Source organism: Methylomonas lenta (genome assembly GCF_001644015.1).
In the GTDB taxonomy this organism is placed as follows: domain Bacteria; phylum Pseudomonadota; class Gammaproteobacteria; order Methylococcales; family Methylomonadaceae; genus Methylomonas; species Methylomonas lenta.
In genome coordinates, this window is record NZ_LUUI01000111.1 from 45744 (window position 1) to 60657 (window position 14914).

Genomic DNA, 14914 nt, shown 5'->3' on the forward strand with positions numbered 1-14914 from the left:
AATATGTGACTAAAATAATATTAAATCACGCATTATAAATTACTTATTATCGATACTAGAAGGTGCATGCAATTAATAAACAGAATTTATATAAGCTAAAAACCAAGTGTAGAGACAGAAATCCCAAGCGACTGCGGAATAGTATGAGTATTAACGACATCAACCTTAATATTACCTAAAACCATCAATTTTTGTTCTAAAGCCTTTTTTAAACTAGAAGCCATTGGTTTAAAAAATTCTGGATTATTTAATTCCTGGTTACGCTCCAAAAAAATAATAACAAAAATCGGCATGTTTTCATCAAAAACACGTCTATTATAGTTAACAAGATTTGAATCATTATTACGATTACTTGCCAAAAGCCCTAACAAAGTGTCTCTTACTTTTTTATGGATTTCATCTATTAAGTATGGCCTCTTATTACTGAAAGAAACAGCATTAATCTCTTCATTACTTAATTTCTCTTTCAGCCCCTGAAGAATTTCTGCATATCGGTTATCTTCAACGACAAAACGGATAGAACTTCGTTCATCATCAGCCAAAACATATTTGACTTCGATCAATAGAAAAGCATTATCTGAAACTGCAATAAAATCTACAGCTTTATATCCATTTCCTTTAAGCTTATTGTAGAAATTTTCTGGACTAATCTCGTCATACTTACACACTTTCCATTTATCGGAAAATTCAAACACTAATTCACGACTTCCTTCACCCTCTGAAATTATAGTTGGCATATAATTAATGCAGTCCTATATGTTGGAGTAAAGTGCTTCCTGCTCTTTATCATATAAATCCAATTCTTCGTTCAAAGCCACAACAGTATTTAGCTCACTCAGCCGACCACCCTGCTCAACATTTACTCCATGTCCAGTGCGCACCAAACTAAAAAAAGCAGTTGGTATTTGTGTTTGAGCATTAGCGATAAGGTAGTCGAAATACTTCATCAAAAAAAGATTATGGGTAGCAATTACAATCTGGACATTATACTTAGTCAACTCAAGCAAAATAACAGCTAATAGCTTTATTAGCTGTGGATTCAAATTGGTTTCTGGCTCATCCCAAAACAGAATACTATCTTCTTTAAGCGAATCGTTAGCAATCAAATAGGAAAGCATACCTAACTTTCGCCATCCTTCCGCCACCATAAATATATTAATTTCACCCTGATCCGTTTGTAGATAGAAGTTATTATCTTTAAGAACAAATTTACCACCAATAATTTCTTCTATTGAGTCTATAAGAGATTGATTTGGCTTTTTTAACAGTGGACTATCTATTGCCTTACATAAATCATAATAAGTTTCATCAAAAGACAAATGATATTTCTCATATAACGTGACAAAGTTTGGAAAAAGTGAAAGCACTTCTTTTGCTGGAAAAAAAAGTGGCAATTTCATCAATGGTGCGGTGGGATGTTGTTTCACATTGATACTATCGACACCCAAACTAATATCTAATATCTCAGATTCTCTACTTTTGTGATTGACTGAAAACTCTAAAACCATACGAGTTACACAATCCTGACTAGAAGCATCATGTAAAGACTGCAAGTCTTTAAGCTTTGAAACTTTAAATACTTTATATAATTTATTTTTTAGACTACTTTTCCAGCCTTCTTTCCCACATTGATTCCATACACTTGCAATACTATAAGCCAGCTTTAGAATATGACTTTTACCGCTAGAGTTCTCACCTATAATAATATTGATGCCGGGAACAAAGTTAAACTCGGCCTTATCAAAATTAGTAAAATTCTCTATGGTCAATTTTTTCAGCATATGCAGATTCAGTCTTAAATTGCGTTGAACTCTATTGACGGCTTACCCGCAATCAACCCAAACACAGAAATATCTTCATCAATCTGCGGCCAATATACACCTTCACCATCGCCCAATATCTCAAAATCGGCTCTTTGCTTGGCATCGGCTTTGGCTAAACGGGGAAACCAGACGATAGGAACCGAAATATGCCTTCCATCGGTAAGAAATACGATCAACTCCTGATCGGTACAATTCACCGCGCATGCTCGGGGAAGTTCAACGGCTAAAGAATTCATTCCACGCCTCCAATAATATTGGTTGATTATCTTCTACCAACTTGCTGAGTTTTGATAGATCATGCGCTGAAAAGCCACTACTTTTTGCATACGCAACAGGTTTAAGCCAGAACTTCGCCAATGCTTTTTCATACTGAATATGGATATGGGCTGGCTCAGCATTTTCATTGCTATAAAAGAAAAAGCGGTATCCGCCAATTCTTAATACGGTGGGCATGTACTTATCAATACTCAAGCAGCAAAAAATTACAAACCGCTCTTCAAACTAGCCTCAATAAACTGATCCAGTGCGCCATCCAGTACCGCTTGGGTATTGCCGGTTTCGACGTTGGTGCGCAAGTCCTTGATGCGGGATTGATCCAGCACGTAGGAGCGAATCTGGCTGCCCCAGCCGATATCGGATTTGGAGTCTTCAATTGCCTGCAAACCTTCGTTGCGTTTCAGCATCTCCATCTCGTAGAGCTTGGCTTTCAATTGCTTCATCGCGGTATCTTTATTCTTGTGCTGCGACCGATCACTTTGACACTGGGTGACGATGCCGCTGGGATTATGGGTAATCCTGACCGCCGATTCGGTTCTGTTGACATGCTGACCACCGGCACCGCTGGCCCGATAAACGTCGATGCGTAAATCGGCCGGATTAATGTCGATCTCGATATCATCGTCAATTTCCGGCGAAACGAATACCGAAGCAAATGAAGTATGTCTTCTGTTTCCGGAGTCAAAAGGCGATTTGCGCACTAAACGATGCACACCGGTTTCGGTACGCAGCCAGCCAAAGGCATATGGACCTTCGAATTTAATGGTGGCACTCTTGATACCCGCCACATCGCCGGGTGACTCTTCGATCAACTCGGTTTTAAAACCTTTGGCCTCGCCCCAGCGCAAATACATTCGCTCTATCATGGACGCCCAATCCTGTGCTTCAGTCCCACCGGAACCAGACTGCACATCTAAAAAAGCATTGTTGGCGTCCATTTCACCGCAAAACATGCGCTGGAATTCCAAATTGGCAACTTTCTGTTCATACTGTTCCAAATCGACCGCAACGGTATCCACGGTGTCTTCGTCGTTTTCTTCCACAGCCATCAACAAAAGCTCTTCGGCGTAGTTCAGGCCTTGCTCTAAATCTTTGATCGTCAGCACAATGCCTTCCAACATTGCCCGCTCCTTACCCATGGCCTGCGCCTGTTCCGGCTTGTTCCAGATCGACGGATCTTCCAGTTCGCGTAGCACTTCAACCAATCGTTCGCTCTTGGTATCGAAATCCAAATAGGTTTTCAGCCCGGCGCCACGTTCGCGCAAGTCAGCTATTTTGTATTTAATCGGATTAATTTCTTGCATGAACCCTCAAAACCCAAATGCAAAACGCCGGCATGACCCGGCGACTTAAAAAGGCGTGATTATAAACGATTACGTCGTAGGGTTGGGCTGATGGTTTCTTAAAGACCAGATCACACAACCAATTCCGGCCAATACAAATGGAATACTGAGCAATTGACCAGTGGTCAACGCCACTCCGGTGTCATACATGGCTTGTTCGGTTTTGAAATATTCCAGAAAAAACCGCACGGTAAATAACATGCTGATAAAACATCCAAACACGAAACCCGGCTTATCGCCGTGTTTTTTGTAAAGCATCAGCGAAACACCGTATATGACTAAGTAACAAAGCGCTTCGTAAAGCTGTACCGGATGACGCGGCTGCGGATCTATGCGTACAAAAATAACACCCCAGGGTTCTTGAGTGGGAATACCCAGAATTTCAGAATTTAAAAAGTTGCCGACCCGGATGCACGCACCCGCCAACGCGGTCGGAATACTCACTCTATCCAGCAACCAGAAATAACTGTCACCAAATTTTCGACTATACAGATACAAAGCCAGAATGATCCCCAGCGTAGCACCATGACTGGCCAGCCCGCCTTCCCAAATCGCCAGTATTTTGATCGGATTCGACAAATAATAAGCCGGATCGTAGAACAAGGTATGCCCCAGACGAGCGCCAACAATGGTAGCAATCACCATATACCACAGCAAGGTATCCAATTCCTCGACATTCTTGCCTTCACGTTGATAGATCCACTGCATGGTCAAAAAACTGCCGACAAAACCTGACGCAAACATCAGGCCGTACCAGCGAATTTTTAGAAACCCAATATCAAGCAGGATGGGGTCGAGATTCCAGATTAGGTGTTGCATAATAAAATGATACGAATTGATTGAATATATTCGTCACAGAGTACAAGGTTCGGAGGCAGGCGGCAAACGCATATTCCAAAAAATCAGGCTGACCGCTTTTACAATAATGTCGCGTTAGAATCCGCCTTCCCTATCCATCACATTGATTTTAAAAAATTTACGAAATTAAAAGCATCAATCCGCCTGCCATGCCAGCAAACTGAAATAATAATAATTTGATTTTTTGCCAAGCAGTCAGGCTTTGCCAGGTTTCGATAGCTTGGTATTTTATGTGTGAGCCAAATAGTATTAATCTGATTTTAATTGACTGCAAAAGCCGCGGCAGGCGTTTCCATAGCCAATAAAGCACCAAACAAGCCAGGGTCAAAAATAGATAAAACACCAACATCTGCGCATAATACTTTTGCATACCCAGACCATGCATTAAACTCTCTTCCAGCAGGAATGAAATGGTTTCGTATAAAAGATGTAGCAAAATCCCGATATGATGAAAAACAAAGCTCAACTTATGCCACAGCAATTCCGGCATGATGATCCAGGTGGCAAACAGGCTGAGCAAAAACAATTTTTTAGCGCGTTTTGCGCTGATATTGGCTGGGTTGGGTAGGAAAAGTTTTGCCGAGGGTTTGGGCAACATGCGTTTCATAGCGATAACCTGCCTTACTCGTTGATAATGTCGTTGGTTGATATGGGTATGCCAAGCGCTGCTTGATATTCTGCATGAGCTTTGAACAAATTGGCTTGGGCGTCGGCTGCCATCAAGGCCGCGTCGCCATTGGCGATTTCGCGTAAATTCACAAATAACAAGGTGCTATCACCCAGTTCGAAGCGGCTTTGCTCGCCTTGTTCCAGTTGTTGTGCTGCTTGCCATTGTTGACGACTAAGTTGCACACGCTGGCGAGCAGCAGATAATGCTGACAACACGTCTTGGACTTCGTTGGCTATGCGATCATTCAATAATTGTTGATCATATTTCAAGCGCTGCAGATTAGCCGCAGCCACTTGCAAACGACCGCCTGCGACACGTTGTTGCAGCGGGATGTCTACGTTAAGCCCCAGATACAACTCATTCCGGTTGACTTTATTGTCACTGTAGCCGACGTCTTTAGCGCCTATTACCGAAAAATCCACCCCTGGCGCTTTTTGATTAGCTTGTAATGCTATTTCGGTTTCGGTTTGGCGTTTTTGTAAATCCAGACGCTTCAACTCCGGACGCTGGTTTTGTGCAGCCACTAAAGCTTGCTCAAAATTGATGTCTATTGGCGGCTCCTGCTGCGGAAATCCGACGGGTAGCAAATCAGCGCTAGGCAATTGAGGTTGGTTTTCGGCATCACGCCAATATAAGGACAGTTGAATGGCGCTTTGTTCCAGCAGGCGTTGGGCTGCAACCCGTCTTTCACGACGCTCTAAAATAGCCCGCTGATTATCCAGGGCTTCAAAATCAGCAATATCGCCCGCTGCAGCGCGTTCTCGAATACCGGCGTCGCGTTGTTCGGCAATTTGCAACAAACGTTCTGCAACCTGTAACCGTTGACCAGCCAAAACCCAATCCCAATAGCGCAAGCTAGTCAAGCGGCGAATTTCCAGCAAAGCTTGGTCATAATCATGACTGGCGATGATTTTACCCAGTTCGGCCTGCTGCAGCTTGGCACGGCGGCTATCGATTTCGCGGTTGCGCCACAAAGGAATATTCACACCGCCGCGAAATTCACCATCATTGGAAGTCTGGCTTTTGCCTTCGTAAACCGGATAATCGCCCACACCCCGGCGCCAGCCGCCAAAAAAAGTCGCCCCCCAAAGACCGGTGGGTTGTTCGATGCCGAGATCATTCATTTGGTTTTCGTAAACCCCGACCACCGACCAACGATTTTTAGCTGTTAACTGGGTATCAAAGCCACCTTCGGCAACTTGATACTCACCTGCCGCGACGTTCTGGCGCTGACCGGTAGCCAACAAACCCGGGAAAGCCCTCAAAGCCGCAGACAGCACCTCGTCCAACATCAAGGGAGCCGGAGCCGGAGGGGCCGCAAAAACTAACTGGCAACAGCCAAATATCATGACTAAACTCAGAATGATTTTATTCATGAGTCTTTTTTCTCACTGCTGCTGAGTGTTTTGCTGTCGTCTTTAAATTTTTGCATTAACTCGGGCTCTGGCAATACCAAAGGCGGAAAGCCGTTAAAGATTCGCCATAATTCGTAACCCAACGTCACTTGCCCCAGCAACACCCAACCATTCACCCGCACACCCTGCCTTAAAAAACGCGCATCCGGCCAAGGAATATCGTCGTCCGCAGGTGTCACCAAAATCCGAAAATGCCCTTTGCCATCGTCGCTGGCGTCGATTAAAACAACTTGCCCGCCAAAGGAACCCACGGAAAACTCCGGCCAGCCGCCAAATTGGACGGCCGGATAACCTTCGAATTGCAAACGCACATGACTACCGGTAACAATCAAAGGCAAGTCGTTGCCGTCCACCCATAATTCCACTGCACGCGATTGAGTATCCGGCACCAAAAGCGCCACGGCTTGGCCGGGTTTCAGCAGCTCAGCACCCGGATTAGCCAGCAAGCGTAATATGGTGCCCTCCTGCGGTGCGGTGATGGTTTGGGTTTGTTGCCGTGCCAGGCGGGTTTGCAGTTTTAACAGATCCGCTTGCAGGTAGTTTTGATCTTCGATGGCTTTATTAAGATCGGCGCGGGTTTTTTCGATCAGCGATTGCGTGTCGGCAGACAGTTTTTGCCAATCGGCTTGCAGGGCGGCAATCTCGCTGTCCGCCGCGGATAAGCCAGCTTGGGCGCGATTACGTTCTGCATCGCGCTGGGCGCTGTCCAGTTGCGCCAGTTCCAGCGTGCGTTGCGATGACAAGCCTTTGCCGCGTAATTGCTGCTGGCGGTTTAAATTCAAGTTGGCGGTTTTATTCGCGGCTTTGGCAGCATCCAGGCTTTGCATGGCAGCACTGCGTCGCTGCTTGGCCATCGCAATGCGTGATTCTGCTGCGCTCAACGCTTGCGGGCGGGCTTGCTCCGCCATGCGTAATTGGCTGCGGAAAGTCTCAACCCGACTTTCGACTGCAACTTGACGTGCCAGCATGGCCTCTTGTTCACTGGCCAGCCGTTGTAACAACAGGGGATCATTGTCCAGCAATTCGGCAATCACCTGACCTTGTGTGACCTGGCTACCTTCTCTAACCAGCCAGCGGCTGACCCTGCCTTCGACCGGTGCACTGATCACTTGCTGGCGTTCAGCCGGGCTGTATGCTACTACCCTGCCTAAGCCGCGCACGTTTTGCTGCCAGGGGGTCAGGCTCAGCAGGATTAACAAGATGAACAATATCAGCAGTAACGAGCGGGCGATACGGCTGGCCGCTGGCAGGGTTTGAGCATGGGCCAGGGCACGGATCGAAGCTGTGGTAAATACACTGGTTTGATCGGTACGCATTACCAGGCCTCCGCTGGCGAATTGATCTCAACCAAAGCGCCCTGTTCTATGCGGCAATGCCTTGAACAGGCTTTGATGACCTGATCTTGCTGGCTGCTAATCACTAAGGTCCAGGGCGACTCATCGGCCACTAAATAATCTAGTATCCTGGGTAGGTAATTGCTGTCGATATGATCCAGGACTTGATCCAACATCAACAAGCGCGGATTTTGAGACAGAGCACGAGCCAGACTCAGGCGCAGACACTGCTCCCGACTGAGCGGCGCTCCCTGTAAACCCAATGGCGTGTTCAGTCCCATCGGTAAATCGGTGATAAATTCCAGCAGCCCAACCTGTTGCAGAGCCTGTTGTATGGCATGTAAATCTAGCGGCCTACCCATATGCACATTTTCAGCAATCGTGCCCGGGATGGTCTCCGGTTCGCGCACCAGGGCAATGGTATCGCGCAGCAAACCCACATTCAGGTCACGTAAATCCTGATTATCCAGACTGACCGAACCGCTGGTGGGACTGCGTAAACCATACAGTAGGTCAAGCACACTACCGTGTTGCGTGCCGCTGCTAATGACCAGCCGCTCGCCGGGCGCAATCTGCAGATTCAGATGGAGCAAGGTGTCGAGTTGTGGGTTTTGCGGCAGGCTAACGTTATCCAGTACCACGCGGTAGGCCGAGGTTTTGACTGCGGGTGAGGTGCCAAGCTCTTTTTCCTGCGGCAAGTCTAGCAAATGGCCTATTTTGTCGATGCTGGTCAACAGTTCGTAAAAATTATCCAAAATTTTGCCCAGCCGAGTCAGGCCATACAGCATGGCATTGACCACCAATTCGGCGGCAATCAGTTGTCCCAGGCTCAATTGTCGCTCGATGACCATCCAGCCACCCAAGCCTAGTAATAAAGTGTTGGCGACCGCGTGCAAAGCCAGTGCAGCGATGTTTTGTCTAGCCAAAATACGAAAATGCTGGGTACAGGCATACAGATAATCCACGGCAATTTGTTCGGTACGCTGCCGAAAAAAGTTCTGGGTATGTGTCGATTTACCTAGTAAGGGGTTGCCGGCAATGTTTTCCAACCAGGCCGCGGCGGCATATTTGGCTTTGGATTGTTCAATTGCTGTGCTGACGCCATGTTTTCCCATCACGAATATAATCAAAATCAGCATGGTGATTAAAAACAAGTCGAACGCCAGTAATATCGGATGATAAAACGCCAGCAACAACATGCCGATCAGGGTTTGCAATACATACCCCAGGCTTTCCAGCAGCATGACGGCGGCTGTTTTTTGCAATGTCACTACATCGAAAAAGCGATTGCTCAATTCAGGTAAATAATGGCTATCGTGTGCGGCAAAATCGGTCTGTTGCAGGTTGTTTGCTGCCGTACCGAATAAGCGTACAAATAAACGCCGCTGCAGCATTTCCACCACATAAAACTGCCAGGCTGCCAGCGTATTGCTAAACGTCATCAGCACAAACAAAATCAGCGTCAACACCAGCAATGGCTGAAACAAGGCACCAAAGGCTATGGTGTTAACCAGCGACTGCACCGCAATCGGCGTAGCCAGCGACATCAAACCTATCCCCAAACCGTAAATAATCAGGGTGGTAATATCCTCGCTTTCCAGTTGCACCAACTGATACAGGCGCTGCAAAGGCGTCGGATGGCTAGACATGTAAAATCACTCCTGATGATTGTCAAAGACTAGAGCAAGCTTCTCAATGTTTCACGCTGTCTGCTGCATATAAAGCCTTGATATCCTCAGGCTTTGCAAAATCGACACCTACGCTAATCACAAAGCTGGAGACTTCTTCGATATCCATAGTCGAGCGCCTCACTTTTGACTGATCCACCATGACGGTAAAACCGGAGGTTGGGTTGGGTGAAGTCGGCACATATAATATGTAGCAAGCACCAATCCGATTAGTTACATAAGCGGGCACCCACATGCCATCTTTGGGGTATTCGACATAGACCACTTCCCTCACTTGCGACTCTTCCGTAGCCAGGAACAACTTTAATAGCTTACGTGCCACTCGATAAATACTACCTAACAGAGGGATACGTTGAATAAACGATTCCAGGTAATACAACACATGTGCCCTGTCATGTTTGAGCAGCTTACCGAAATAAGCCAACAAGGCAATCGCAGACACAAACAATAATATGGTAACTAACGGATTTTCATATCGACCATGCACGAGTAATACAAAGTCCTTTAAAAAGCGTTCCACATACATAATGATCTGAAATATCAACGCAATAGGCAGAAAACCAATTACGCCGATAATCACATAATCTAGTATTTTTTTGAGTGTATTTTTCATCTGCGTATCCTCTCGATATTTTTATTAGAGCGGTCGAGTCTACAGTAATCGACTCGGATAATTAGCGGCTTATGCTCTAGCTAAAATGACTATACACAGTCCAGGACCAAGTAATACCGCCCCAGGCTTGTCTAGCGAGAACGCTTGAAACAGCGTGGGTGTTCAGCCTAGTCTGCTGGTTGAGTGCAATCATTCAGCGAGCTTTTGGTGTTGTGTGCTGATGGTTATTGATGCTGGGTCAGTCCTCATAAAACATGACTTCTCCAGTGCTGATGTTATGCATGCCGCCGACAATGCTGCAGGCACCTGACTCAATCAGCTGTTTTAAAATCGGGCTACGTTCCTGTATGGCTTTGACAGTGCGTTGCACGTTGATTTCAGCGACGTTCTGCACAAAAGTGCCGTTGCTGGAACTGCGATTAGATTGTTCGGTTTTTTCGTCAAAAACCGCAGGCTGAATTTTGCTGAGCAGAGCGGTTAAATTGCCCATTTCCACATGATCGCAAGCGCCTTTGATGGCGCCACAATTGCTATGGCCTAATACCACGATGATTTTGGCGCCTGCTAGCTGGCAACCGAATTCCATGCTACCCAGGATGTCTTCGTTGATAATGTTGCCGGCTATGCGAATACTAAACACGTCGCCTAGACCCTGGTCGAAGATCAGCTCCACCGAGGTGCGGGAATCGATGCAGCTTAAAATCACCGCAAACGGATGTTGACCATCAGAGGTTTCGTTGGCCTGTTGCAACAAATTGCGATTGATTTTTAGATTGCTGATAAAACGCTGATTGCCGGCTTTTAATAAGGACAAAGCCATGTTGGGCGTGATGGCGGCTTGCATTTCTTGAGTTAAGGTTTTCATAAATGCCTTTTGGGGTCAATAAATCAACTTAACGCTGTCAACCGGATGACTAAAAGTAATCCGGCTGACGATCTAATTTCTAAATTATCCCGTGTTGCGCATGCCTGCCGCAATAGCATTGATAGTGCGTAACAATGGCTTCATCCATCGACTTTGGCCGTCCTCGGTATCTTCGTTTAAGGCTCGCAATAAACCGGCCTGCATATAATTTAACGGTCCAAGGTAATCGTTACGACGGCGTAACGAGGCAGCAAGTTCCGGATTTTCTGCCAGTAACTGATCGCATTCGGCAATCTCCAAAACCCAGTCCACACAGCGGCGGTGTTCACTGGCAATCAGGCTGTGGATGCGTTTACCCACTTCCGGATCAACACACAGGGCACTGTACTCTTCAGCGATGCTCATGTCAGATTTGCTCAAAGCCATTTGGGCATTGCTGAGTAAATTGCGGAAAAACGGCCAGTTTTTATACAACTCACGCAAGGCATTCAAGCGCTCCGGATTGCCAGCACAATAGCTTTCCAGACTGGAACCAATCCCATACCAGGCAGGAAAGGTTTGTCGTGATTGCGCCCAGGCAAACACCCAGGCAATGGCTCGCACCGAATATTTGGATCTATCCTGTTTTTTGCGGTGCGAAGGTCGCGAGCCTATATTAAGCTGGCCGATTTCCGCTACCGGAGTGGCTTCGTAGAAATAATCCAGAAAGCCAGGGGTATGCTCGGTTAATTGTCGGTAACTGCGTTCGCCCAGTTGAGCGAGTTCACTCATCACCGCCAAATTATGCGTTTGATCTTGCTCTACCGGCTGAATCAAACTCAAGCTGGCTTTCATCAAACCAGTGGCCCCCATGGTCAGCTCATAAATGGCAGTTTCCATGTTGTTATAACGGTAAAAAAGTACTTCGCCTTGCTCGGTAAATTTGATTTGTCCGCGCACAGTCGCTGGCGGTTGCGCCAGAATCGCTTCGTGAGTCGGACCGCCACCGCGACCGATGGTGCCGCCGCGACCATGGAACATGCGGCAAGGGATACCTTCGTCATCGGAAATTTTTACCACCTGTTGCTGCGCCCGATACAAGCCCCAGGCGGAAGCAAGCGTGCCGCCGTCTTTACAGGAATCCGAATAACCCAGCATGACTTCCTGACGCAAGTTGGAGGCTTGCAACAAAGCTCTATAAACCGGCTGTGACAAAAGGCCTCGCAGTACGCTATCAATATGGTTGAGGTCATCGATAGTTTCAAATAATGGACTGACACCAATATGGCAATACCATTGTCCACTGATGCGCCCGGCCAGGCCGTTTTGTGCCGCCAGCAGTAACACTTCCATGATATGGCTGGCAGAGTGCGTCATGGAAATCACATAACGACTAAAGCAGTCGTGGCCAATCTCACGCCGCATCTGCGCCATAATCTGAAACACTTCCAGAGTCTCCGCGGTGACAGGGCTCAAAGCACTGGCGTCATAACCCAGACCACCCGGAATCGCTATCGCTTCACTCAGCACTTGCAAGCGCTGGGTTTCGTCCAGATTCATGTAGTCGATATTCAGCGCTGCCGATAGAATCTCCGCTACCGCCTGACTGTGGCGAGTCGATTCCTGACGCACATCCAACTGCATCAGGTAAAAACCAAACACATCAACCAAACGGATTAAATCCTGTAAATCGCGATTGGCGAGCGCTTCATCACCATGACTAATCAGTGACTCTCTGATCAATATCAGATCGGCATGAAAACTTTGAATGTCATTGTAGGCATGGGCGTCGGTTTGCGAACTATCGCCTACGATACGCTGTTCGATTAACTCCAGGCGCTTATGCATGCGCAGCTTCATTAATGAAAGCTTGTGTCGATAAGGTTCCTGCAAGCAGTTACGTTCAATTGCAGCTGCACTTTCGCCCAGCATCTCCCGGTCATTTTCCAGACTGTGCAAAAAAGCCTCAGTGGGTTGACACAAGCCATGAGAATACGCCAACTGCTCGCGCAACAAATCAATCCGGCGTAGATATTCCTGCGTAATGGTGCGAGCTTGCAGGCGAAGGGCCAAGGCGGTAGTTTGCGGTTTGACATTAGGGTTGCCATCGCGATCGCCGCCAATCCAGGAACCAAAATTCAAAAAGCTGGGAATATGTACTTGCGCTGCGGCGCTACTACCATAGACATCTACCAGCGCGCGCTGCAGATTTCGATATACCTGAGCGGTGGCTTCGAATAAGGAGAGCGGAAAGTAAAACATGCCTGAGTCGATTTCATCGATTACGCCCATGCTATGTGCGCGCACTTCGTCGGTTTTCCAAAGTAATTGAATTTTGTTTTGCAAACGATCAAGTACTTCCTCGCGAAAATAGCCTTTGATACCGGTGTTTTGCAGCTTCTCATGACTGATAAACACACTACGCAGGGCGCCGCGTACGGTGCGACGCTTGGCTTCAGTCGGGTGAGCCGTCATCACCGGCAAATAATGCAGATCATCCAGCAAGGGCTGCAATTGCTCGACAGTCACGCCGGATTGCTTGAATGCCAGCAGCGTGTCATGAAACGATCCTCGCCAATAATGCTTGTTTTTTTCAATTTGTCGCCGACGATGTTGCAGTTGAGTTGATTCTTCAGCGATATTCAGCAAGCTAAAATATAAGCTGAAGGCACGTATCACTTCGCTTAAGGTTTCTGCTGGCAAGTCTTCCAAAGTCTTGAGTAATTGCTGGCGACGAGCTGGATTACCGTCACGTTGCAAGGCAGAAAACTGACGTTGCAATTGTTCAACAATGGCCGCCACTCTTGGGCTGGCCTGATGCTTAAGCACTTTATCCAACATCACTTTTAATAAGCGGATATTGGCACGCAAGGTTTTGTCGTCGTATTCAGCTGTGCGGGACATAAAGACTCTCTAGGGTTTACAGATGCTGAATAAATTACATCAGATGCAAACAATAGTAAAATAGAATAAATAAATATTTAATATAGTTTTTTACTATACATAAAGCAGCATGGAACGAATCAATTACCAGCATTTATATTATTTCTGGACTGTGTCCAAACAAGGTAGCATCAGCGCAGCCTGCGAAATCTTACACTTGGCCCAACCGACTATCAGTGCGCAATTAGCCGTTTTCGAGCAATCTGTGGGGGCTAAATTAATCCGCAAAGAAGGTCGAAAGTTGGTGCTGACTGATACCGGACGGGCCGTATTTCATTACGCGGATGAAATTTTTACTTTAGGCCGCGAAATGACGCATATGCTAAAAGGTCGCACCAGCGAGCGTGGCCTGCGATTAAATATTGGCATCAGCGATGCTCTACCCAAACTAATTGCCTACCGCTTGATAGCACCCTTATTAAAGATAGCGGAACCGGCGCAGATTCAATGCCTGGAAGATAAAACAGAGCGCCTGCTTACAGAAATTGGCTTACATAATATAGATATGATGCTGTCTGATGTACCCGCCACACCAGCCAGTGGCGCCCGAGTATTCAATCATTTTTTAGGCGAATCGGCAGTAGCGATTTTTGCAGCACCGGAATTGGCTAAACGTTATCAGCAGGATTTTCCGCGCTGCTTGAATGGTGCGCCATTTTTGTTGCCCACGACTAATACCGCATTGCGTCGATCGCTGGATCAATGGTTTGATACCCAGCAAATCAGCCCTGTGATTCAAGCCGAAGTAGAAGACAGTGCTTTGTTGAAAACTTTTGGCGCCGCTGGTGCCGGGCTATTTTTTTCACCACACACGGTGGCAAGTGAAATCCAGCGTCAATACGGCACCCAGATGCTAGGGCCAGCGGCGGGGGTGAGCGAACGTTTTTATGCCATCACCGCACAAAGACGCATGAAACATCCTCTGGTATCAGCCATTTTAGAAAATGCTCAGCATGGCTTGTTCGATTTACTGAACAAGCCGAAAGTTTAACAAAATCCAGCCAGCTCAATTCAGCGTATTCAACAACGCTGAATATTGCCTGTTATTACTTCAGATTTGGAGTACCCTCTTCTCAGCTAGAATAAAAATGAGATTCCCTGAACAAA

The 14914-nt window shown here is 46.7% G+C and carries 13 protein-coding genes and 1 pseudogene; 1 reads left to right on the plus strand and 13 read right to left on the minus strand.

Annotated elements, in window-relative coordinates:
• Positions 1-95: 95 nt before the first annotated feature.
• From A1359_RS12500 to ppc, 13 genes and pseudogenes are all read right to left on the minus strand, one after another.
• Positions 96-737, minus strand: a complete 642-nt coding sequence (locus A1359_RS12500; protein ID WP_066983253.1) for a hypothetical protein — start codon at positions 735-737, stop codon at positions 96-98.
• Between the two features lie 15 nt (positions 738-752).
• Complete coding sequence (locus A1359_RS12505) at positions 753-1781, minus strand: AAA family ATPase (protein WP_066983256.1); 1029 nt, start codon at positions 1779-1781, stop codon at positions 753-755.
• Positions 1782-1795: 14 nt separating this feature from the next.
• Entirely contained in the window at positions 1796-2059 is a 264-nt protein-coding gene (locus A1359_RS12510) for a DUF2442 domain-containing protein (RefSeq protein WP_066983259.1), read from the minus strand.
• The gene (locus A1359_RS12515; RefSeq protein ID WP_066983262.1) at positions 2040-2276 is read right to left on the minus strand and encodes a DUF4160 domain-containing protein; all 237 of its coding nucleotides are present in this window, start codon (positions 2274-2276) and stop codon (positions 2040-2042) included. The genes A1359_RS12510 and A1359_RS12515 overlap by 20 nt, the downstream gene beginning before the upstream one ends.
• Before the next feature lie 29 nt (positions 2277-2305).
• A complete protein-coding gene (gene prfB, locus A1359_RS12520; protein ID WP_066983265.1) occupies positions 2306-3403 on the minus strand; it encodes a peptide chain release factor 2 in 1098 nt (365 codons plus the stop codon).
• 69 nt (positions 3404-3472) lie between these two features.
• Entirely contained in the window at positions 3473-4261 is a 789-nt protein-coding gene (lgt, locus tag A1359_RS12525; protein WP_066983267.1) for a prolipoprotein diacylglyceryl transferase, read from the minus strand.
• Positions 4262-4418: 157 nt separating this feature from the next.
• The gene (locus A1359_RS12530; protein ID WP_066983270.1) at positions 4419-4907 is read right to left on the minus strand and encodes a hypothetical protein; all 489 of its coding nucleotides are present in this window, start codon (positions 4905-4907) and stop codon (positions 4419-4421) included.
• A gap of 14 nt (positions 4908-4921) precedes the next feature.
• Positions 4922-6346, minus strand: a complete 1425-nt coding sequence (locus tag A1359_RS12535) for a TolC family protein (protein ID WP_066983274.1) — start codon at positions 6344-6346, stop codon at positions 4922-4924.
• The gene (locus A1359_RS12540) at positions 6343-7701 is read right to left on the minus strand and encodes an HlyD family secretion protein (RefSeq protein WP_066983276.1); all 1359 of its coding nucleotides are present in this window, start codon (positions 7699-7701) and stop codon (positions 6343-6345) included. Before A1359_RS12540 ends, A1359_RS12535 begins: the two co-directional genes overlap by 4 nt.
• Positions 7701-9368 carry a peptidase domain-containing ABC transporter gene (locus A1359_RS12545; RefSeq protein ID WP_066983279.1) on the minus strand — a complete coding sequence of 556 codons (1668 nt, stop codon included), beginning with the start codon at positions 9366-9368 and terminating at the stop codon, positions 7701-7703. The genes A1359_RS12540 and A1359_RS12545 overlap by 1 nt, the downstream gene beginning before the upstream one ends.
• 43 nt (positions 9369-9411) lie before the next feature.
• Positions 9412-10020, minus strand: a complete 609-nt coding sequence (locus tag A1359_RS12550; RefSeq protein WP_066983282.1) for a DUF502 domain-containing protein — start codon at positions 10018-10020, stop codon at positions 9412-9414.
• Between the two features lie 238 nt (positions 10021-10258).
• Positions 10259-10888, minus strand: a pseudogene (locus tag A1359_RS12555) (carbonic anhydrase family protein); the annotation flags it as partial.
• 81 nt (positions 10889-10969) lie between these two features.
• On the minus strand, positions 10970-13768 hold the full coding sequence (gene ppc / locus A1359_RS12560; protein ID WP_066983291.1) for a phosphoenolpyruvate carboxylase: 2799 nt from the start codon (positions 13766-13768) through the stop codon (positions 10970-10972).
• Between the two features lie 109 nt (positions 13769-13877).
• Between ppc and nhaR the strand changes: the two genes are divergently transcribed.
• Positions 13878-14798 carry a transcriptional activator NhaR gene (gene nhaR, locus A1359_RS12565; protein ID WP_066983294.1) on the plus strand — a complete coding sequence of 307 codons (921 nt, stop codon included), beginning with the start codon at positions 13878-13880 and terminating at the stop codon, positions 14796-14798.
• The last annotated feature ends 116 nt before the right edge of the window (positions 14799-14914 follow it).